This window comes from Streptomyces sp. JK94, assembly GCF_053613315.1.
The window spans coordinates 171,576-190,737 of record NZ_JBSICH010000001.1 but is presented as its reverse complement, the minus strand read 5'-3'; the positions used below and the strand labels follow the sequence as shown (position 1 = coordinate 190,737).

The 19,162-nt window shown below is 70.4% G+C and carries 19 protein-coding genes, 1 other RNA gene and 1 pseudogene; 3 read left to right on the top strand and 18 right to left on the bottom strand.

From position 1 onward, the window contains the following. Nucleotides 1–84: 84 nt before the first annotated feature. From ACVV2G_RS00920 to ACVV2G_RS00885, 8 genes are all read right to left on the bottom strand, one after another. Nucleotides 85–1,137: a glycosyltransferase family protein gene (locus ACVV2G_RS00920; protein WP_453840595.1), complete on the bottom strand. Its 1,053-nt coding sequence runs from the start codon at nucleotides 1,135–1,137 to the stop codon at nucleotides 85–87. After that, on the bottom strand, nucleotides 1,134–2,852 hold the full coding sequence (locus tag ACVV2G_RS00915; RefSeq protein WP_453840594.1) for a carbamoyltransferase family protein: 1,719 nt from the start codon (nucleotides 2,850–2,852) through the stop codon (nucleotides 1,134–1,136). Before ACVV2G_RS00915 ends, ACVV2G_RS00920 begins: the two co-directional genes overlap by 4 nt. An 8-nt stretch (nucleotides 2,853–2,860) precedes the next feature. Continuing rightward, nucleotides 2,861–3,811, bottom strand: coding sequence for a thymidylate synthase (locus ACVV2G_RS00910; protein ID WP_422811958.1), 951 nt, complete (start codon nucleotides 3,809–3,811; stop codon nucleotides 2,861–2,863). After that, nucleotides 3,808–5,655 carry a hypothetical protein gene (locus tag ACVV2G_RS00905; protein ID WP_453840593.1) on the bottom strand — a complete coding sequence of 616 codons (1,848 nt, stop codon included), beginning with the start codon at nucleotides 5,653–5,655 and terminating at the stop codon, nucleotides 3,808–3,810. The genes ACVV2G_RS00910 and ACVV2G_RS00905 overlap by 4 nt, the downstream gene beginning before the upstream one ends. After that, complete coding sequence (locus tag ACVV2G_RS00900) at nucleotides 5,652–6,344, bottom strand: HAD family hydrolase (RefSeq protein ID WP_453840592.1); 693 nt, start codon at nucleotides 6,342–6,344, stop codon at nucleotides 5,652–5,654. The genes ACVV2G_RS00905 and ACVV2G_RS00900 overlap by 4 nt, the downstream gene beginning before the upstream one ends. Before the next feature lie 85 nt (nucleotides 6,345–6,429). Then, nucleotides 6,430–6,666, bottom strand: coding sequence for a hypothetical protein (locus ACVV2G_RS00895; protein WP_453840591.1), 237 nt, complete (start codon nucleotides 6,664–6,666; stop codon nucleotides 6,430–6,432). 130 nt (nucleotides 6,667–6,796) lie between these two features. After that, nucleotides 6,797–7,228, bottom strand: coding sequence for a hypothetical protein (locus tag ACVV2G_RS00890; protein ID WP_453840590.1), 432 nt, complete (start codon nucleotides 7,226–7,228; stop codon nucleotides 6,797–6,799). Between the two features lie 134 nt (nucleotides 7,229–7,362). Then, nucleotides 7,363–7,764, bottom strand: coding sequence for an ATP-binding protein (locus ACVV2G_RS00885; RefSeq protein WP_453840974.1), 402 nt, complete (start codon nucleotides 7,762–7,764; stop codon nucleotides 7,363–7,365). A gap of 246 nt (nucleotides 7,765–8,010) precedes the next feature. Here ACVV2G_RS00885 and ACVV2G_RS00880 point away from each other — a divergent pair, with 246 nt between their 5' ends. After that, nucleotides 8,011–9,258, top strand: coding sequence for a helix-turn-helix domain-containing protein (locus ACVV2G_RS00880; protein ID WP_453840589.1), 1,248 nt, complete (start codon nucleotides 8,011–8,013; stop codon nucleotides 9,256–9,258). Nucleotides 9,259–9,309: 51 nt separating this feature from the next. Here the strand turns inward: ACVV2G_RS00880 and cutA are convergent, their stop codons facing one another. The 9 genes and pseudogenes from cutA to ACVV2G_RS00835 form a co-directional block, all read right to left on the bottom strand. Next, nucleotides 9,310–9,636: a divalent-cation tolerance protein CutA gene (gene cutA / locus ACVV2G_RS00875; RefSeq protein ID WP_004921029.1), complete on the bottom strand. Its 327-nt coding sequence runs from the start codon at nucleotides 9,634–9,636 to the stop codon at nucleotides 9,310–9,312. 222 nt (nucleotides 9,637–9,858) lie between these two features. Beyond that, nucleotides 9,859–10,383, bottom strand: coding sequence for a hypothetical protein (locus ACVV2G_RS00870; protein WP_164253248.1), 525 nt, complete (start codon nucleotides 10,381–10,383; stop codon nucleotides 9,859–9,861). Then, nucleotides 10,380–10,925 carry a hypothetical protein gene (locus ACVV2G_RS00865; RefSeq protein WP_453840588.1) on the bottom strand — a complete coding sequence of 182 codons (546 nt, stop codon included), beginning with the start codon at nucleotides 10,923–10,925 and terminating at the stop codon, nucleotides 10,380–10,382. Before ACVV2G_RS00865 ends, ACVV2G_RS00870 begins: the two co-directional genes overlap by 4 nt. Beyond that, on the bottom strand, nucleotides 10,910–11,914 hold the full coding sequence (locus tag ACVV2G_RS00860; protein ID WP_453840587.1) for an SMODS domain-containing nucleotidyltransferase: 1,005 nt from the start codon (nucleotides 11,912–11,914) through the stop codon (nucleotides 10,910–10,912). The genes ACVV2G_RS00865 and ACVV2G_RS00860 overlap by 16 nt, the downstream gene beginning before the upstream one ends. A 151-nt stretch (nucleotides 11,915–12,065) precedes the next feature. After that, the gene (locus tag ACVV2G_RS00855; RefSeq protein WP_311309690.1) at nucleotides 12,066–13,091 is read right to left on the bottom strand and encodes an ImmA/IrrE family metallo-endopeptidase; all 1,026 of its coding nucleotides are present in this window, start codon (nucleotides 13,089–13,091) and stop codon (nucleotides 12,066–12,068) included. Continuing rightward, a complete protein-coding gene (locus ACVV2G_RS00850; protein WP_453840586.1) occupies nucleotides 13,091–14,005 on the bottom strand; it encodes a hypothetical protein in 915 nt (304 codons plus the stop codon). Before ACVV2G_RS00850 ends, ACVV2G_RS00855 begins: the two co-directional genes overlap by 1 nt. Before the next feature lie 66 nt (nucleotides 14,006–14,071). Further along, nucleotides 14,072–15,013 carry a hypothetical protein gene (locus tag ACVV2G_RS00845; protein WP_453840585.1) on the bottom strand — a complete coding sequence of 314 codons (942 nt, stop codon included), beginning with the start codon at nucleotides 15,011–15,013 and terminating at the stop codon, nucleotides 14,072–14,074. A gap of 321 nt (nucleotides 15,014–15,334) precedes the next feature. After that, nucleotides 15,335–15,736: RNase P RNA component class A (rnpB, locus tag ACVV2G_RS00840), an RNA gene on the bottom strand. 163 nt (nucleotides 15,737–15,899) lie between these two features. Beyond that, nucleotides 15,900–16,225, bottom strand: a pseudogene (locus ACVV2G_RS00835) (EamA family transporter); the annotation flags it as partial. Nucleotides 16,226–16,278: 53 nt separating this feature from the next. On the opposite strand from ACVV2G_RS00835, the gene yaaA reads away from it, so the two are divergent. Both yaaA and eda read left to right on the top strand, forming a co-directional pair. After that, a complete protein-coding gene (yaaA, locus tag ACVV2G_RS00830) occupies nucleotides 16,279–17,061 on the top strand; it encodes a peroxide stress protein YaaA (RefSeq protein WP_453840584.1) in 783 nt (260 codons plus the stop codon). Nucleotides 17,062–17,134: 73 nt separating this feature from the next. After that, nucleotides 17,135–17,794 carry a bifunctional 4-hydroxy-2-oxoglutarate aldolase/2-dehydro-3-deoxy-phosphogluconate aldolase gene (gene eda / locus ACVV2G_RS00825; RefSeq protein WP_453840583.1) on the top strand — a complete coding sequence of 220 codons (660 nt, stop codon included), beginning with the start codon at nucleotides 17,135–17,137 and terminating at the stop codon, nucleotides 17,792–17,794. On the opposite strand, the gene ACVV2G_RS00820 is transcribed toward eda, so the two are convergent. Next, nucleotides 17,769–19,160, bottom strand: a complete 1,392-nt coding sequence (locus ACVV2G_RS00820) for a bifunctional RNase H/acid phosphatase (RefSeq protein ID WP_453840582.1) — start codon at nucleotides 19,158–19,160, stop codon at nucleotides 17,769–17,771. The genes eda and ACVV2G_RS00820 overlap by 26 nt on opposite strands. Nucleotides 19,161–19,162: the final 2 nt, after the last annotated feature.

Here is a 19,162-nt window from a genome sequence, read left to right as displayed (position 1 = left end):
TAGAGAGGTTCGGGTGTCCGGCGGACCCATCCTCCGGGACGCACCCGGAGGATCCGCGCGCCGTGGTCGATCGAGCGGTCTGCATCAGGCAGCTCCCCGCTCGGTCGCGGTGGCCTGGAGGAGGCCGTGCAGGACGGACTCCAGGGTGTTGACCTGCTTGCACAAGCCGAACAGGCGCAGCCGGTCCACGCATGCGGCGATCAGGGCGGCGTGCTGCTCGGTGCCGGCGATCTCGCGCAGGTAGGAGAGACGTTCGAGCACGTCGCTGCCGGAGCGCACGACCAGCTCCTTCGGGACGAACCGGTCGGCGAAGCGGATGTCCGCCGGGGCCAGCGGCAGGCAGCCGGCGAGCACGGCCTCGAAGATGCGCTGGGTCATCTGCCCGACGGCGGCGTACCGCTCGGGCAGCATGAGCACCGTGGCCAGGGACCGGCCGTAGACGCCGGCAGCGTCCTCGAACGGAATCCGGCCCGCGAATCGGACGTGCAACCAGCGGCTGGTCTTCGTCCACTTCCCGGCGACCAGGTGCTCAACGCGGGCAGCAGCCGGGGCGAAGAAACGGCCGAAGGACTCGTCGCGGTCGTACTGGTTGCCCACGTAGCCGAGCGCGAGATCCCGAGGTCGCGCCGCCAGGGTGAGGGGATCGGCCTGGGCGAGGAGGTCCTCGGCGACGGGGAAGAGCAGCGAGTGCGCTCCGGGGGTCGGCGCGAGCGCGGCCTCGCAGACGCGGGTGTGGGCCGTACGGCGCCACACGCTCTCGGCGCGCAGGGTGCGGTCCTTATCCCAGATGATGGTGGGCGTCCGAGACCGGGCCGTGTAGTGGTTGATGAGCTGGGCCTGCCGGTGTAGGTCGCAGGTGTGCCCCTCACTGCCACACACGGTGGTGTTGCGGCCGGGGATGGCCCAGCGCCACTCGAGGAACAGGACGTCGATGCTGGGCAGGCCGTCGTCGAACGTGTACGCACCGCCGAGGTCGTCGTCGGCTTCGAGGCGGTCGCGGTCGGGCTGGAGGAAGACGATTTCGTGACCGCGGGCAAGGAGAGCGTCGATGAAGGGGCGGCGGTGGCTGCGGCCTCCGTCAGGGGTGTCGGTGACGCCGTTGCCGAGGAAGCCCCAGAAGCTGTACCCGATCTTCATTTGGTGATCCACCGCCCTTCGAGAAGCAGGGCGTCGAGGCCGGAGTTGGCCAGGCAGTCCAGGGCCATCTCGGGCGTCCCGCAGATCGGTTTCCCCTTGACGTTGAGGGAGGTGTTGATCAGCACGGGGATGCCGGTTCGGCGGCCGAAGGCGGTCAGCACCGCGTGCATGAACGGGTTCTGCGACCGGGTGACGGTCTGCAGGCGGGAGGTGCCGTTGGCGTGCACGATGGCTGGCACCCGCTCGCGCGTCAGGTCTGTCACCCCGGAGGCCATGGACATGTATGGGGCCGACTGGCCGAGGGTGAAGAACTCGGCGGCTCGCTCGGCGGGGACCATGGGGGCGAAGGGCCGGAACGGCTCGCGGAACTTCACGGTGGCGTTGAGCCGCTCGACGACTCCGGGCTCCAGCGGGGAGGCGAGGATCGATCGGTTGCCCAGGGCACGCGGCCCGGCTTCGACCCCTCCCTGGAAGAGTCCGGCGATCACGCCGTGGGCGAGCTGGTCGGCGAGGAACTCGGCGGTCTCGATGCCGAGGGTCTTCTGGTGGAGGCCGGGCCAGGGGGTCAGGTCGAGGGGCTGGTCCCCGTAGGAGGGGCCCAGGTAACAGTGGCGGGCGATGCCGGCGACCGGGCGAGGCGTGCGCGCGTCGACGTGGACGGCGAGCGCGGCCCCGATCGCGGTTCCGGCGTCGCCCGGTGCCGGCGGGACGAACACCTCGTCGAAGATGCTGGCTTCGATGATCTTCCCGATGCTCACGCAGTTCGTGGCGACGCCGCCGCCCACGCACAGGCGCCGGGAGCCGGTGAGTACACGGGCGCGGCGGGCAAGGTGAACCATCACCTGCTCGGTCCGCTCCTGAAGGGCAGCCGCCAGGTCTCGATGGACGTCGGTGAGCGGCTCGCTCGGGTGCCGCTCGGGGCAGGTCTCGGCGACGAACCGCCGGGAAGTTCTCGGGTATCCCGAGGTGAGGGTGCGCGTCGGGAAGTAGCCGGGGTGGATGCGAAAGCCTGTGGCCGTCGTGCGGACGGCCGTGGTGAACAGGTGCCGGAAGCGGGCTGGGTCGCCGAGGGCGGCCAGCGCCATGACGGTGCCTTCCTCGTCGCCCCGCCGCCAGCCCAGGTGCTCGGTGACGGCGCCGTACACGTAGCCGAGGGAGGCCGGGTCGTTGATCGCTTCCAGGGTGTGGACGCGGGGGTGCTGAACGCCGTGGCCGTGGGCGATCGTGGTGGTCTGCCGCTCGCCGAGGCTGTCGACGACGAGTACGGCCGCTTCGTCCCAGCCGGAGGCGGCGTAGGCCGTGAGCTGGTGGGCTCGGTGGTGCAGGACCGATGTGACGCGGGCCGAGGGGAACTGGCTGCCGAGGACGCGCAGCCGCCGCCGGGTGCGCAGGGCGACCTTGGCGAACCCGTGGGCGCGAGCCACGCTGCGGTCGCGCGTGGCCGACGAGAGCGCCATGCGCAGGGCGACGGGCGACTCGGCGAGGTAGCGGGCGGGCTGGAAGTTGTAAGCGACGGCGTCCACGTCGGTGGCGCTCAGCTTGGCCTGGTCGAGGAGCCAGCCCACGGCGCGAGCCGGGTAGAGCTTGGTGTGCTTCTGCTCGGAGAGGCGTTCCTCCTCGACGAAGCCGACGAGTTCACCGTCGACGAGAAGGGCGGCCGAGGAGTCGTGGGTGTACGAGCACAGGCCGAGGACGACGGAGGGGGTGCGCTTCATGGCGGCGGTCACCTTGCCCCTGCCGTCGCGGCGCGATTCGTCGAGCGCCGCTCCAGCTCTCCGTACCAGGCGGTGAGGGCTTGGCCGAGGGGCCCGTCGATCGTGTCGGCCGCCCGCCACGCCTGCTCGCGCTTGCCGTCCTTCCACAGCCGGTAGCTGCGCAGCGTCTCGGCCATCGCGTCCCAGCCGGGGTGGCCGGTCACGTCGCGGGCCTCGACCTGGTCGAGTAGGCCGCCGAAGCCGTTCCAGGGTGTTCGCAGGTCGGGCATGATCTCGCTCGCCGGGAGCGAGGTGAGCATGTCGGCCTGCTCGATGTGCTCGTCGTAGATGTGCAGCGAGCCGATGTGCAGCCGAAACTCGCCGAGTTCGGCGTCGAGCCATCCGGCGACCAGCTCGTGCAGCACGGTGTAGAAGAACACGTCGTACGGCATGCCGATCCATACGTCCTGGCCGCGCATCATGGTCGCCATGTGCAGGCGGCCGGCGCGCAGGTGGAACCGGAACCCAAGGGTGCACGGCACGTCCTTGTGCCCTGCGGCGTCCTGGGCCGGGTCGTAGAGCTGGATCAGGGCGCGCCGGGAGTCGGGGTCGGCCTGGAGGATCTCGACGACGCGGGCGAGCTGGTCGACCTTGCCTGCCCAGTTCCGCATCCTGGGGCCATACGCGCCCAGGAGGACGCCTTCGTCGGCGAACTGGCGCAGCCGGTTGTTGTAGTCGAAGATCCACGGGGCGTCGGAGCCGGACAGGTGCCAGACCGTCTCGGCGACGGCGAACGCCGGATTCACGATGCGGGCGGGCGGGGCGTAGAGCAGGCGGGCACGCGGCTGGGTGAGCAGCAGGTGCACATCGCGGACTTCGTGGGTGGCCATGCCCCGGGGGCTGATCTTCTCGCCGGACTTGGCCAGCGTGACGGCGCCGGAGAACAGCTCGGCGATGCTGTCGGCCGTGAGGGATGTCATCGGACGGATGCTCCTTCGTCCTTGGGCGACACAGCGGCGCCCGGATGGTGGTGGGTGGAGTCGTCGGCCCTCGGGCCGGAGGTGGCACGGTCGGTGATGAGCCGGGCGATCCGAGTGGCGCTGTCGCCGCGCCACCGGCAGACCGCGTCCAAGGCCGCCCGCGGGATCGGCGCAGGGCCCGCGCGCAAGCCGGAGAGTGCTTCGGCGACTTCACCGGCGGCCTCGCACCGGGTCGCCAGTCCGTGACTGGTCAGGCCCAGGGTGCGTTCGCCCGGCGGGCCGATTTCGAGGACCGGAATGCCGAGCAGCGCGGCTTCGATCCCGCACGTCGAGTACGCGCTCGCCAGGACGTTCGCGCCGGCGAGGCAGCCTCGGGCTCCGACTCGGGGATCGACCACCGCGATGGGCGGCCCGGCGTCCCGCTTCACCAGAGCGGTGAAGGCGTCGGCTCCCTGCGCCGGGTGTGGAGCGATGACGAGCCCCCAGTCGCCGTCCGCCTCGGCGAGCCCGTCCAGGAGGAGGTCCGCGTGGGACTTGAGGTGATCGGGGTTGAAGGGCTGGCAGGCCCACACCGCGATCCGGGTCGGCGCGCGCCGACCCCCCGGAGCGAGCAGGTTCTCCAGGTACCGCCGTTGTGTCTGGCGGCTCAGGCTGGTGAGGACGTCGAAGCGGGGCTGCCCGAGGACGTGCACCTCGGCCTCGGGGTGGCGCGCCCACCCTCGGCCCAGGGCAAGGTCCCGCTCGCCCATGACGATGATGTCGCGGCTGTGCAGGGCCGGCCAGGCGACCGATTCCGGCGTCCACGCCCCGTGCTGGACGTGCACCGAGTTCGCTCCGTGCCGCTCAGCGGCGTGCGCGGCCAGTACGCCCAGTGGGCTGGTGTCGTTGCTCAGCAGGACGGTGTGCGGCCGGGTGGTCGACAGGATGTCGTCGAGCCAGCTCTCCGCCCGCACCACCGTCCGCCACGACGGTTGGGTGCAGCCCCCGCTGGTCTCCAAGAGAACAGACAAAAGCCTTACGAGCCGTGCAAGTTGGATGCCGTGGCCTTCCACTTGGACGACGTGCTCGTCGTCGGGGCGGTGGAGGCCCTCGGCGGTGCCGGAGACGGTGAAGAGGTCGCTCGGAGCCGCTCGCAGCTCGAAACCCATTGCCGGTCCCGAGCTGCATCGCTCGGCGGCATCAGTGGCGAGGTCGAGCAGGAGGCTCCTCTGCCCGCCTCGCGCCAGCTCGGCGAGAACGGGGGTCAGCGTGGCGGCATGGCGGGAGGTCCACGACAGCGCCAGAACGTCCTGCCGTCCGAGATCCGAGGGGAGCGGCCTCGGCTCCGTGTTCGCCGTACTCGTCCGGGCGCGGTTCCGGAGCTGGGCGGAGCGGGTCGGGTTGTGCGGTGCCGCAGCACCGAGCGCGTACGCGATGCCGGACCATGTCACGGTGTAGGCCAGGTACTCCCGCGAGCTGCTCGAACGCAGTCCCACGAGACCTTCGTAGGGGGCCAGGGTCAGGGGCCCTGGGGCGGAGGCGAACGGTGCCCAGGAGTTCAGGGCCAGGAGCTTGCGCACGATCTCGGCGACGAAGCGTCGCACGGGGACGTGCTGAACGTGGAGCCAGTCGGCTCCGCCCGGGGTGGCGGCCCACTTGGCGCTGTAGCGGTCGACGGCCTCCATGACGTCTTCAACGCCGGAGCGCAGTAACTGCTTGTCGACGGCCGTCGCATCAAGCTCCGTCGTGTGGATGTGGTCGGTTCGCGCGTGCGCCAGGGCGCCGGTTCCGACGAGAGTCCACGTCGGCTTCCCGACGTTGGAGGAGCGGACCAGGCCGAGGCCACCAGTGGTGCGGGGGCTCACACCGTGCTCCCCTCGACGAGCTGCTTGGCGGGGAGGAGGCTCAGCAGTTCCCTGGGGGACGAGACCGTCTCCGGGGCGGGAGCCGTCGGCTGCCCGTAGCCCCACCCAGCGTGCACATAAGGGACGCCGGCGCGTGCGGCCGACTCCTGGTCGACCGCCATGTCACCCACGTAGACGGCGGAAGCGGGGTCGACTCCCAGGTCGACCAGTGCCAGGAGGAGCGGGTCCGGGGCCGGCTTCGTTCGGCCCGCGCCGGCGGGCGTGCGGATGGTCGCGAAGGGACACCCGAGGCGCGCGAGGAGCGGGGCCGCCCGGTCGACGTGCTTGGACGTCACGACGCCCAGCCGCCAGTCGGCGGCCACGAAGGCGTGGAGCGTCTCGACGATGCCGGCGAACTCCTCCGCGAGGTGCGCGGTGGCCACGGACTCCGCCTCGTAGGTCCTATGGACCGCCTCGGCATCGGTCACGCCCAGGCGCTCCATGATGTCCCCGAACTCGCGACCCAGGTGGCGCTCGTAGTCACGGAACGGGAGCGCGACGCCATGGACCTCCTGGACCCTCTGCCACGCCCTCCGCATCACGGGACGCGTGTCGAGGAGGACCCCGTCGAGGTCGAGTAGAAGAGCGCGCGACCCGTGGTCGCTCGGCGCGGCCGGAGCGGGTGGCGATCCGCAAGCGGGAACGGTCATGATCGTCCTCTCGTCAGTGAGGCCGTCGCGCCTCAGAGGGGCGAGGCCGGTTCGAGTTGCAACTCGGGGTACTGGGCCGGGCCAGTCAGGCCGCGTCCGGTGGACCGTCAGCCGAAGGCGAGACAGCTCCGTTCGGCGCGGCCGGCAGGCGCGAGAGGTTGAAGCCACGCCCCTGAACCTCACCGGCGGGCACGGCGAAGAGGTCGATGCCCTCTTCGCTGGGTGCCGACGGAGCGGCCTCCCGGATGGCGAGGAACGCCTCGCCCTGCTCGCGGTGCGGCAGGAGGCGCGGCGCACGATCGATGTGTCCCTCGAAAGTCATGGTCTGCCCTCGGTCAGGTGTATTTGGAGGTGAAGACGAGCACGACGCTCACGGTGACGATCAGGGCGATCTGGGCGCTGATCTGCCGCCAGCCCCAGCCCTTCCTGTCCATCCAGCGCAGCGGACGCCTTCAAGTCGGCGCGACGGGCTCCTCGGAGATCACGAGGTGGAGAAACGCCCGGCAGCGCTCGCCCAGGTGTTTGATCACGGCGTGGTACTCGCCGTCATCGGAGCTGATGTTGTGCCGGTCGAGGACGAGCACGCCGTCGGCCAAGCCCTCTCGGAGCTGTCGCTCGGCTTCCCGCCAACCAGGTCGATCCCAAGGCGGCGTGTAGACGCCCTGGCTCGCACTGGATGCCGGGAGGTACGTCGTGGTCACAGGGACCGCCACATCGTGGAGCCGGGCGGTGATCGCGTAACCGAGCTGGTCGGCCTCAGCCTGTAGCGTCCCCCAGTCCTCGTCAGGTCGGGCCCTCGGACTCGGTACCAGGCTGTACGCCAGCACGCGCAGCGGCTGATCGGCCTGCGCGCCGACGGCCTTACGGTAGAAGTGCTGGCGCAAGCCTCGGAGTTGGCCAGCTCGGGACCGGCGCTTCACCTGGGCAGAGGTGCGAGGCCAGCTCGGGTAGTCACGGCCAGCGGTCGGCGCCCCACCGCCCGTGTGCTTCTCTCGCCCCCGATCAAAGGCGACGAGGCTCAACACGTCGGCTCCGTGCTTGGCTGCGTTGTGCGGCGACATGGGGGTGCCTCCGTGAGAGTGGGGATGACCGCGTACGTCGTCCGGCCGCCGTCCGCGACGCCCCACCGAAGCGACAAGCAGGCGACGAGGTGCAGCCCTCGACCGCCGAGGCCGGCGGCACTCGCACGCCGCCGCCTCGCCGGTGCCGTGCTGTCGTCGGTGACTCGGATTCGAAGCTCGTGCTCGTCGTGTCGCAGTCGCAGTCGGACGTCCCCGGAACCGTGAATGATCGCGTTGGACACCAACTCCGAGACGACGAGCCGGGCGTCCTCTGCCGGCGTCTCCGGCAGCGACCAGTGCTTCAACACGGTGGCCGTCGTTCGTCGCGCTTGAGCGACGTGCACATCTACCGGCTCCATGGCCATCTCGAAGACGTGAGAGGCCAACGGACACCGAGCGGTCGAGGCGCCGACGGCGTGGGCGCCACCGTCGTCGCCCCGAGGTCGGGGCGGCGTTGCTGTCCGGTGCGTGGTCATGAGCACATCGCACCGTGACTGCGCGATCCGGGACAGGGGAAACCGGAGGGGGAAATCTTTGTCAAGGGGGAAAACCAGGGGGGAGTTGAGGGGAGTATTGGCTTTCTCCCACGGATAGGGGTCAGACTCATGGCGGTGGATCCATTTGCCGAGTTGCTCCGTCACCTGCGGCGTAACGCGAATCGGACGCAGGACGAGCAGGCCGGTGCGATCAACGCCGCCTCCGGCCGGGCAACGGTAAGCCGCCGGGAGGTGAACCGGTACGAGAACGGTGCGAACGTTCCGACGGACCACACCCTGGGGAACATCGCTTTGGCCTGTGGCGTCCCGCTGGAGCCGCTGCTGCGCGAGGCGAGAGCCGCCCGCGCCAGGCGGCGAGAGAAGAACAAGGCCGAGGCGGAGGACCTGGACGACGTGAAACGCCGAACGCTGCTGGGAGGCGCAGTCATCGGTGCGGCTGCGGCTGCCGAACCGTGGGGCCGACTGGCCTATGCACTCAGCAAGGGTTCCAAGATCGACCCTGAGTCAGCGGGGGTGCTTATTGATCACGCGGCCCGGCTGCACGTGGACGAGCTGAACGAGAGCGCGCTCAGCCTGCAGTCCCGGGTCGAGGCACACTTGGACGCGATCACCGCAGCCCTTCCCCGCGCCGGAACCCACGAGCGAGCGCTGACCATCGCCGCGGGAGAGACCGCAGCTCTTGCCGGATGGGTTGCCTGGGACCTCGGCGAGCACGACAAGGCCACTTCCTATTACGGAGTGACCTCGGAGTGCGCGAAGAAGGCTGGACACCCCCCGCTGCGCGCCCTCGCTCTGGGCTACGCGAGCTACGGTGCCCCCAGCCCTGCGAAGGCGCTGGAGATGCTTTCGCAGGCAGCTCAAGATGTACGCGGACGTGGCAATGCAACCGCCGCAGCGTGGGCCCTGGGCCGGTACGCGGAGGAGGCCGCTCAGTCAGGCGATGACGCTGCCGCCCTTCGTGCTCTCGACCAGGCCAAGTTCGCCTATGACTTCGCCGACCATACGAGCGAGCAGGCGTGGGTCCGCTTCGTGACGCCGTACCGCATGGACTCCTTGACCCTCTCGGTCTACGGCGAACTCAAGCGTCAAGAGCTGACGGCCACGGCCGACTCCGCAGTCGAGCGCCTCGGCGGCGAACTACCCGAGTCCGGCGTGGTCGTCCTGGGTGACCTGGCGTCCGCCCTTCTGCGCGGCGGCGACGTAGATCGCGGGGCCTACGTAGCGCACCAGTTCGCCGCAGCGGCGGAGTCGAAGCCCAACACCATGGGCCGACAGCGGGCTCAGGCCATCGTTGCCGGGCTCCCCGACACTGAGCATGACCTGGCCAGCCACCTGCTGACGTTCGCGACGCTGTGAAGCGTCGAAGCGCACAGGCTCGGCGAGAGCAAGGCGCTGTAGTGGAGACCTCTATCCCGGGCGCGTCTCGTCGACGACCCAGGACAGGTACGCCTCCGACCCTCCGGTCACAGGCAGCGTGACCCACTGGGGGACGTCGTACGGGTGCCTCTCATGCAGCCATGCCTCTAGCGCGGGGAGGCGATCCGACGACGTCATATAGGAGATCCGCCACTCCTGAGCCGCCTCGACCTTCCCCTGCCACCAGTAGAAGGCGGTGATGGGCGCATCGATGTGGACGCCCGCCGCCAGTTTGCTCTCAACAGCGCCTCTGGCGAGGGTCTTCGCCTGCTCCTCGTCGTCACTCGTCGTCTGCGCAATCACGATCTCGGGGTCCATGCGGCTACCTCTCCAGCTCGGGTACCGCGACCCTATCCACTAGTCCGATGAAGGCGGGCGGGAGGTAGTTACCGGCAGGGCTTGGCGATTCGTTGCCCAGCAGACCGCTCGGACGATCAGTTGTTCAATGTGTCGGGATCGATCGCGTACGGGAACGCAAGCCAGTCATCCTTCATCAGCCCTCGTGCGAAACCAGCGAGCCGTAGGGAACCGGATCGCGCATCAGGCCCGGAGTAGCTGGAGTCGCCTGAAAAGGCGCCGAAGTACGAACGCAGGGATCAGGCGTCGGAGCCCGAAGCGGTAGCCAAGGGCGCGCTCCATCGTGGTGACGATGTGCTGTTGGTTCCCCACCCCGAAGCCGCCCAGGTTCATCTCGGCGGCGGCGGTGACAGGTGTGGCGTTCCAGGCATCGCTACAGGCCTGCTTGAAGGCAGCGTCGAGGTTGGTGAGGCAGTTGTCGAATACCTCACTGAGTACCGTGCTCTCCGTCGCGATCCAGGCGCGGCTCTCTGCGAGGGTCTCCTGGAGGTCGTGTCCGGTGATTGCGAGCGTGCTCAGGACCTCGGGATCGTCGCTGGTGCGGCGGCGTATCCGGTAGGGGTACTCGATACGTGCGACCAGAACCTTCACCGCGGCGGCGTAGCGGTCTCGGCGGACGGTCGCTCCAGCGCGCAGGCCGGTGAGGATGTGTCCGAGGGCTCCCGCGACGACGGAGGAGCCCAGGACGAGCGCGAGGATCGTGATCACAGATGTGGATGCCGTTTCTGGTGCGGTGAAGGGTGCCGGGCCCATCGGCGAGCCTCCTGTTGTGTCTCGGCGGTACGCAGCGGGTGGGTGCCGTGGGCGGGTTGGCCATGTGGTGCGTCTTCGGCCGGCCAGGTGCCTGAGCGGCGCCAAGCCTCTTCGTAAAGCAGATGTCGGTGAACGAGAGTGATCAGCGCTTCCAGGCCGTCCTCGGGGATCCAGCGCAGGGCCGCGTCATCGCTGGGGTACTGCAGGCACAAGTCCCTCAGCGGCGGCGGGTTGCGATGCTTGAAGGCACGGTCGGCAGAGTCGAGCGGGAAGGCGTGCACGGTGTAGTCGGGTCGGATGACGAGGCGGACACGTTCGGTGGAGTAGTTCTCGCGTTCCAGGGCGGGCAGCGGGCGCAAGGTGAGTTCGAGGAGCGCGGCTCCGCCCGGACCGACGCGGCCAGCCGCCTGCTCCACGCCGTAGACGGTCTCGGCGTGGAGCAGGTGGTCGGCGGCTGCGCCTGGGTCGGCGAGCACCGCCTTCAGCGGGTACGCCATGACCGGGCCGGTCGCGCGGGCTGCTGCCCGCGCGGGGAGACGACGGCGCGTCCGGTGGAGGTGATGCTGCCGGCAGCCAGTGCGCGCAGCGCGTCGGTAGCGTTCTGGGACTTGGCCTGTGGGAACGGGTCTCCGATCAAGGCGTGCCAGATCTCGATGGCCGCAGCGTGCTGTCCGTCCTCTTCCAGACGTCGCGCCTCGGCCGCCCGTCGGGCGGTGGCGGCCAGCGTGGTGGCGTACGTATCACGCTCGTCGATCGTCCACTCGGCGGTGAGGTCGTCAACACCGGTTGGGTCGAGCACCGGGTGGGTGACCGCCTGGGCGGCGTGAGCCAGGGTGGTGGCGAGGGCCTGGGAGTGCTCAAGCGGGCCGGTGACGGCCACGTAGGCGAAGGCCTCCCACAGCAGCCCGCAGGTGTCGTCGAGGACGGGGTTGCCCTTCTTGAACGACTTCAGCATGCGGACCTGGTGGACGAACCGTCCGCCGGTGGCCTGGTTGCGGGTGCTGATGATCCGGTTGAGCGTCCGGGTGTTGGACCACTCCCAGGTGTCGTTCTCCCTGTCAGCGATGTAGACGATCTCGCTGTCTTCAACGTCGAGCGCGGGAACCAGGTCGAAGGTGAAGTCCAGCTCGGCGAAGGTGACCTGGAGGGCGTGGGCAGGGGCGTCATCCACGTCGAAGAGGGCGTCGGGGTACTTCTCGGCGATGACCCCGCGGATGAGGCTCATCGCCTGGGCGGGGCCGCCGGGCTGACGCAGGGTCTCCTCCAGGCGCGGGTGCATCCGGATGACCATGTCGACGTCCTTGAGCGGCTTGAGCATCGTCTTGCGGGCGAAGCTGCCCTGCAGGAAGGTGGCGATGGCCAGGCCGGCGTTCACCAGGTGTTCGGTGATCTCGTTGTGCCGCTTCTGGGCGCTTTTGCGCTCGCGGCCATCGAGGTTGAGCTCCTCATCGAAGACATCGAAGGCGCCCTTGGTGCTGTCGTTCATCGTGCTGTCGTGCTCGTTTCTGCCGGCCGGGTAGATCGTGGTGCCCGGTGCCGGCTCCGGGGTCCCGTACGTGGTGGGGCGCCCGGGGTGGGTGCCTTCACTGGGGACAGACGACGTAACTCGGCGGTAGCGCGACGGGTGTGACAAGAGTTCAGTCGCAGTCGCGGCAGCGGCTGCTGGCGCCGTCGAACATGGCCGCCGGATGGACGACGAAGCAGGCCGTGCACTGGCGCTCGAACACCTTGCGGTCGCAGCCGCAGCGGTCGCAGTCGGGGCACGGGGCAGACTCGCAGCGGGCGCAGGCGCGGGCGAAGGAGGTGAAGTCCTCCCCGCAGTGTGCGCAGGTATAGCTGGCGGCCTCGGGGCCGTTGTATCGAACGGAGGGCGCGAAGGTCCTCCAGGGCGCGAGGTCGGTGACCGCGACGGCGAGGACGTAGCCGTCCATGGCCGCGGTCTGCAAGTACAGCTCCTCACCGGCGACGGCGCCGTCACGGTAGGCAAGCCGGCCACGTCCCTCGACGTGTCCCTGGCCCGACAGGGCCGTGCGCAGGACCGGGACCTGGCTCTGGTCGCTGCCGCGCCGCAGTGGGGGCAGGCCGTGGGAGGCACCGAAGGCGAGGATGCCGTCGCGATCGAGGAGCAGGATGTGACCGGGAGCTGGGAGGCGTTCGCTGGCTTTCACGCACGCCGCCATACGGGAGGCATTGCTCACCCGCCACAGTGCGACTGCGGCGTCCGCCGTGGGACCGGCGGCAGTGATATGGCGATCGGTGAGTGTGTCGGGCAGGAGGATGTCGGCGGCGAAGGCATCGCAGGCAGCATCCTCCAGGGCGGCGCCACCGTCGGGCTCGGCAAGCAGGACGTCCATCAGCTCCACCACGGTCTGCTGCAGGTGGTGGCCCAGCTCATGGAGACCGGTGAACTCGCGGCGGGCCAGGCTGGCAGAGGTGGCGACGGCGAGGACGGCGGGAGTACCGGCGAAATAGGCACCGGAGACACTGCAGCCGCCGCCAGAGCGATCGTCGGGTACGTCCCTGACCTGAAGGCCGGGCCACTGCCGCAGCTCGTCAAGGGCGCCGTCGCCCAGCCGCTGGGCAGCGCCGGGGTGGTCGCGCTGCAGGACGGTGAGCATGGCCTTGGCCTGGGTACGGGCCGCGGCGCGGCGCAGGTAGTCCATCACTCGCTCTCCGGGCCCAGGTGCACGTGGAAATAGCGGTCTACCCGAGCAGGCCAGTCCGCTTCCGCAGGGCGCTCCTGACGCGCTGCCAGTGTGAGCGTGGCAAAGAGTGCCTGTCGGCGGGCTTCCTGTTCAGCGGTTCCGGTGAGGTGGGCGAGCCGACGGATCTGTTGGCGGCGGGCGGGGCGACTCAGCTCGTGTATCAAACGGTCGGGCAACGGCGGATTGGCAGCCAGGATCGCGTCCGCAGACATGCCCAGGGTCGGTGCGAGGAGGTGAGCTTCGGGCGGGGTGAGAGGTGTCTGCGCGCGCAGCAGCGCGAGGGCGCGCGGTGGCCTGATGCTCAAGCGATGGATCAGTTCGGTGGGGCCTAGGCCGCACTGCTTCAGCAGGGCAGGCAGACCGCCGCTGCCCGAAGGCGCCCAGCGCGCCGTCGCCAGCACGTCCATGGTGTCGGCGAGGGTGGAGCGGAACTCGGCCGCCTGCGATGCGGGGCTGGGAAGGGGGCTGCCATAGCGGTACCCAGAGGCATCCGGGGCGGGTGAGCCGTCGGCTTCCAAGGGAACGGACAGCTCACTGACCTGCCGGTCCAGGACATACCACGGAAGACGCCTGCCCAGACCGCACCACAGGGCAATCGGCTGCTCCAAGGTGGAAGCCTCGGCGGGCAGCAGCACCGTGTCGGGGTCGTTGAAGCGCGTCTCCAGGGAGACGGGCAAGGCGTGCACCGTGGTGTCATCGACCGCCGCGATAGCCACAACCTCGACAACGCCTTCCCACACAGCGCGCCAGATCTGGCCCGGTCGGGGATCACCCGGCGCTGCCGCCGCCACGGTACGGACCGCATCGGGAACATGCAGCTGGGCGGCTGCAGCGCGAAGCCGCTCATATGCGCTGCTCGATGCCTGGATCATCGGGCGGCCCCCATTCCTCTCGGCGGTCTGTTCCCACTATGGACAAACGACGTCACTCGCCGAACGTCAGGGGGGTTCACTGCTGCGGCGCAGCAACGATGCGGCTACCTCTCGGGGATCACTACCCGAAGCGGTCAGAGCCAGCATGAGCTTCTCACTCAGAGCATCCATGATCGCGGACGTCTGTCGGCGCCCGAGTCCAAGCAGGACGGAGACTTCCGCCGGATCGTCCTCCAGGAACGACAGCAGTTTCCGCTCCTGCGGGGACATGTCCGCCCAGATTTCCCCGGCTATGGTCTCGGCCTCCACGGGAACGGTCCCGTGTTCCTGATCGGTGGCAGAGTCGATGAGCGCGCCATCATCCGCGTACAGCGTCGTGTACTCGGCAGGAGCGAGCAGCTCGAAGCGGGCTTCAAGAACCTTGGCCAGTTCTTCCTCCCGGACCGCTCCACCTGCTGCCTCCAGCACTCCGGTGAGTACGGCCATCAGGGCGCGCACGGTTTCCCTGGGAGTCGGCCCGGAGTGGTTCCAGGCAGTGATCCATACTCCACGCACTTCCCAGGCGGCTTTGACCAGTTCATCAAGATCGCCTTGCCAGACGGCGCCGGGTGGGTGAGAGGCCAGGGCCCATCGGGGCGAAGTACCAGCCACCGCGCGAAACCGGCTGTCCGCGCCAAGGCGCGCGGCGAAGCGCCGCCGCAGCTTCCCCCGCTCGGTACGTTTGGCTTCGTCGATCAGGAAATTCCTGATCGACGTGAAGAACATCTTCTCCAGGGAAGCGTCGTCGACCGTCTTCAGAAAGCAGGTCAGGAGGAAGTTCTCGCCCTTCCTGCTGATCATCTCGAACAGGAGCTCGTCGACGGCCTCGTCCGTCCACGCAGCATGACCTTCGGGCGGTGGGAATCCCTGGGATCTTGCCACCTGACGACCGACACGTCGGAGCAACTCAAGACCCAGATCACCAAGCTGGCCGTACTGCGCCAGCTCCTCATGCGCCCCGCCCGCCATCGACCACCTCGGCCTCACCCTGCGGACTGCGCCGTCCGCACTGGCCTCTTCCTATACACCTCCCGAGGCGCGGACGGAGGTCCGCCACGCCGTTGGCTCAGCACGAGAATGCGCGCCCGGCTGCGAACGGCGATGCGTGGCAGTTCCCCGCGGGCCATCCCCCCTGTCTCTTCATCCCAGGGACTTTTCAGGGACTTTCAGCGCTGTCCGAGGGACTTCCGAGGGACTTTTCGCGGCCTAACGCGGCAAGCCCCTGAAAGACCGGAAAGGGCCTCCGACGCAGGTCAGAGGCCCTTTCCGAGGCAAAGCCGCAGGTAGCGGCAGACGAGTCGGGCTGTACGCCGGGTTCTGTTCCGGTGGGTCCTCGCGGGCCCGCCGGCGACGGCCATCCATCTAGGACCGGCGTTGCCGCCGGTCTCGTGCGGTCTACCCGCGGACTCGGGCGGGCAGCCCTCGAACGTCCGCGCAGAGACACCGGGGTGTCTCCTTTTGACCTTGCTCCGGGTGGGGTTTACCTAGCTGCCCAGGTCGCCCTGGGCACTGGTGGTCTCTTACACCACCGTTTCACCCTTACCGGGGGCCGAAGCCTCCGGCGGTCTGCTTTCTGTGGCACTGTCCCGCGGGTCACCCCGGGTGGCCGTTAGCCATCACCCTGCCCTGTGGAGCCCGGACGTTCCTCGGGAAGTCCCGTGAGGGACTCCACGCGGCCGCCCGCCCGGCTCGTCTGCCGTGTCGTCCATGGTACCGGGCGTGCGCCGCGCCCCGGCCCCACGGTCGCCGCCGGCCCCGTGGTCTCCGCCGGTCCCACCGTCGCCGCCGGTGTCACGGTCGCCGCCGGTGTCACGGTCGTCGCTGGTCCCGTGGCCAACGTGGCCGCCGGTCCCGTGGCCGCCGTCGCCAGGACCGAGCCCGTGAGGATCAGGGCGAAGGCGGCGATGACGCCGGGTGTCAGGGGCTCGTCCAGGAAAAGGGCGCCGGCGGTGACCGCGACCGCCGGGTTGACGTACGTGATGACCGTCGCCCGGGTCGGGCCGGCCTCCTTGATCAGCTCGAGGAAGGCGACGAAGGCGACCGCCGTGCAGATCACGCCCAGGCCCCCGAGGGCGGCCAGCACCTCCGTGGAGGGAGGGCGTCCGGGCGGGACGCGAGGGCGGCGGGAGCGTAGACGACGACCCCGGGGCGCTCGTACGGGCCGTCGACCAGGCACGGGGCGAGTACGCCGTACCCTGACCGGGGGCCCTGGAGCTCGATGTGAAGGAGTACGTGTGCTTGTCCTGCTGCCGCCGTCCGAGGGGAAGGCCGCGTCCGGCCGGGGCGCCCCGCTGAAGCCGGAGTCGCTGTCCCTTCCGGGGCTGACCCCCGCCCGGGAGACCGTCCTCGGTGAGCTGGTCGAGCTGTGCGCCGGTGACGAGGAGAAGGCGCGCGAGGTGCTCGGGCTGAGCGAGGGGCTGCGCGGCGAGGTCGCCAAGAACGCGGAGCTGCGCACGGCCGGTGCGCGTCCGGCCGGGGAGATCTACACCGGTGTGCTGTACGACGCCCTGGACCTCGCCTCGCTGGACACGGCCGCCAAGCGGCGCGCCGCGCGGTCGCTGCTGGTGTTCTCGGGGCTGTGGGGCGCGGTGCGGGTGACCGACCGGATTCCTTCCTACCGTTGCTCGATGGGCGTGAAGCTCCCCGCGCTCGGGGCGCTGGGCGCGTACTGGCGGGCGCCGATGGCCGAGGTGCTGCCCGAGGCGGCCGGGGGCGGACTGGTGCTGGACCTGCGTTCGTCGGCGTACGCGGCGGCGTGGAAGCCGAAGGGCGAGGTCGCCGGGCGGACGGCGACCGTACGGGTGCTGCACGCGCCGACCCGGAAGGTGGTCAGCCACTTCAACAAGGCGACCAAGGGGCGGATCGTCCGGAGCCTGCTGGAGACCGGGAGCGCGCCCGAGGAGCCCGCCGAGCTGGTTCAGGCGCTGCGGGACCTCGGGTACGAGGTGGAGGCCCAGGCGCCCGTGAAGGCGGGGAAGCCGTGGTCGCTGGACGTGCTGGTGGCGGAGATCCACTGAGCCGGCCGGACGCTGCGTTGCACAGAACGCAACGCACATTGCACAGCATGCTCCGCGGCGGCACGATGAGGGCATGAGTTCACCGCTGCCCCCCTCCCCCGCCGCCTCGGTCCTGGACCTCGCGCCCGTCGTCCCCGTGGTGGTCGTCGACGACCTCGCTCACGCCGTACCGCTGGCCCGTGCGCTCGTCGCCGGCGGCCTGCCCGCGATCGAGGTCACGCTGCGGACGCCGGTCGCGGTCGACGCGATCCGCGCGATCGCCGGTGAGGTGCCGGGTGCGGTGGTCGGGGCCGGCACGCTCATCACGCCGGAGCAGGTCGGTGAGGTGGTGGCGGCCGGGGCGCGGTTCCTGGTCAGCCCGGGGTGGACGGACGTGCTGCTGGACGCGATGCGGGCGTCCGGGGTGCCCTTCCTGCCGGGGGTGTCGACCACGTCGGAGGTGGTGGCGCTGCTGGAGCGCGGGGTGCGGGAGATGAAGTTCTTCCCGGCCGAGGCCGCGGGCGGCACCGCCTACCTCAAGGCGCTCTCCGCCCCGCTGCCGCAGGCCCGCTTCTGCCCGACCGGCGGTATCGGGCCGGGGTCGGCGCCGGAGTACCTGGCGCTTCCCAACGTCGGCTGTGTCGGGGGCAGTTGGATGCTGCCGAAGGATGCGGTGGCCGGGCGCGACTGGGGGCGGGTGGAGCGGCTCGCCCGTGAGGCGGCGGCGCTCACCGCAGGTGGGACGTGTCGTTGAACAGGCGGACGCTCGCGCCGCCGTCCGCGTAGTACGCCACCGCCGACAGGGATGCCGCCGACAGTTCCATGCGGAACAGCGACTCGGGCGGGGCGCCCAGGGCGAGCCGTACGAACGTCTTGACCGGCGTCACGTGGGAGACCAGCAGCACCGTGCGGCCCGCGTACGCCGCGACGAGCTTGTCGCGAGTGGCGGCGACCCGGGCCCCGGTCGCCGCGAAGCTCTCGCCGCCGCCGGTCGGTTCCGCGTCGGGGGAGGACAGCCAGGCGTTCAGGTCGTCGGGGTACCGCTCCCTCACCTCGCCGAAGGTGAGCCCCTCCCACGCGCCGAAGTCGGTCTCCCGCAGGCCCTCCTCGACCGTCACCTCCAGACCGAGGCGGGCGGCGACGATGCCGGCGGTCTCCCGGGTGCGGGCCAGGGGCGAGGCGACGATCGCCTGGACCGTGCCGCGCCGGGCGAGGCTCGCGGCGACCTTCTCGGCCTGCTCCCGGCCGACGGCCGACAGGGAGGGGTCGCTGCCGCCGCTTCCGGAGAACCGCTTCTGCGGCGTCAGCGGCGTCTCCCCGTGCCGGAGCAGGACGAAGGTGGCGGGGGCGCCCATGTCGGGGGGTCCCCAGCCGGGCGAGGCCACGGCCTTCGCGGCCCGTACGTCGGCCCCGGCGGCCCCCGCGACGCGCCCGGCGATGACCTCGGCGGCGGGTTCGGCGGCGGGTTCGGCCGTGGAGCCGGAGCCGAAGCCGGAGCCGGAAGGCGCGCCCTCGACGGCACCGGAACGGGCGCCGGCGCCGCTGCCCGCACCCGCACCCGCACCCGCACCCGCACCCGCACCCGCACCCGCACCCGCACCGAACGCGACGGCACCGGCGGCCGGTGCGCCCTCCCCGGCCGCGGCCCGGTCGGCCCGGTCGGCGCGGGTGTCCAGCTCCGCCGTCGACGTGGACGGCGACCACCGCTCGCCCCGCGCCCCCGCGTCCATCGCCTCGTTGGCCAGGCGGTCGGCGTGCTGGTTGCTCGCGCGGGGGATCCACTCGTACGTGACCCGCCCCGGCGGGAAGACGCGTGCCGCCTCGGCGGCCAGCGGCTTCATGTCGGGGTGCTTGATCTTCCAGCGGCCCGACATCTGCTCGACGACGAGCTTGGAGTCCATCCGGACGTGGACGGCCGCGTCCGGGTCCAGCTCCTTCGCCGCGCGCAGGCCGGCCAGCAGGCCCCGGTACTCGGCCACGTTGTTCGTGACGACACCGAGGTACTCCGCGGCCTCGGCGAGGGTCTCCCCCGACGACGCGTCCAGCACCACGGCACCGTAGCCCGCGGGCCCCGGGTTGCCCCGTGACCCGCCGTCGGCCTCGACGACGAACTCCCGCACCG

What these genes read in the sequence shown, in the direction of transcription:
- ACVV2G_RS00900 (WP_453840592.1), bottom strand. Translation starts at nt 6,344, where the DNA reads ATGACCGTTCCCGCTTGCGGATCGCCACCCGCTCCGGCCGCGCCGAGC.
- ACVV2G_RS00860 (WP_453840587.1), bottom strand. Translation starts at nt 11,914, where the DNA reads ATGAACGACAGCACCAAGGGCGCCTTCGATGTCTTCGATGAGGAGCTC.
- cutA (WP_004921029.1), bottom strand. Translation starts at nt 9,636, where the DNA reads ATGGACCCCGAGATCGTGATTGCGCAGACGACGAGTGACGACGAGGAG.
- ACVV2G_RS00845 (WP_453840585.1), bottom strand. Translation starts at nt 15,013, where the DNA reads ATGGCGGGCGGGGCGCATGAGGAGCTGGCGCAGTACGGCCAGCTTGGT.
- ACVV2G_RS00920 (WP_453840595.1), bottom strand. Translation starts at nt 1,137, where the DNA reads ATGAAGATCGGGTACAGCTTCTGGGGCTTCCTCGGCAACGGCGTCACC.
- ACVV2G_RS00915 (WP_453840594.1), bottom strand. Translation starts at nt 2,852, where the DNA reads ATGAAGCGCACCCCCTCCGTCGTCCTCGGCCTGTGCTCGTACACCCAC.
- ACVV2G_RS00910 (WP_422811958.1), bottom strand. Translation starts at nt 3,811, where the DNA reads ATGACATCCCTCACGGCCGACAGCATCGCCGAGCTGTTCTCCGGCGCC.
- ACVV2G_RS00895 (WP_453840591.1), bottom strand. Translation starts at nt 6,666, where the DNA reads ATGACTTTCGAGGGACACATCGATCGTGCGCCGCGCCTCCTGCCGCAC.
- ACVV2G_RS00850 (WP_453840586.1), bottom strand. Translation starts at nt 14,005, where the DNA reads ATGATCCAGGCATCGAGCAGCGCATATGAGCGGCTTCGCGCTGCAGCC.
- ACVV2G_RS00880 (WP_453840589.1), top strand. Translation starts at nt 8,011, where the DNA reads ATGGCGGTGGATCCATTTGCCGAGTTGCTCCGTCACCTGCGGCGTAAC.
- ACVV2G_RS00885 (WP_453840974.1), bottom strand. Translation starts at nt 7,764, where the DNA reads ATGGAGCCGGTAGATGTGCACGTCGCTCAAGCGCGACGAACGACGGCC.
- ACVV2G_RS00865 (WP_453840588.1), bottom strand. Translation starts at nt 10,925, where the DNA reads ATGGCGTACCCGCTGAAGGCGGTGCTCGCCGACCCAGGCGCAGCCGCC.
- ACVV2G_RS00855 (WP_311309690.1), bottom strand. Translation starts at nt 13,091, where the DNA reads ATGGACTACCTGCGCCGCGCCGCGGCCCGTACCCAGGCCAAGGCCATG.
- eda (WP_453840583.1), top strand. Translation starts at nt 17,135, where the DNA reads ATGAGTTCACCGCTGCCCCCCTCCCCCGCCGCCTCGGTCCTGGACCTC.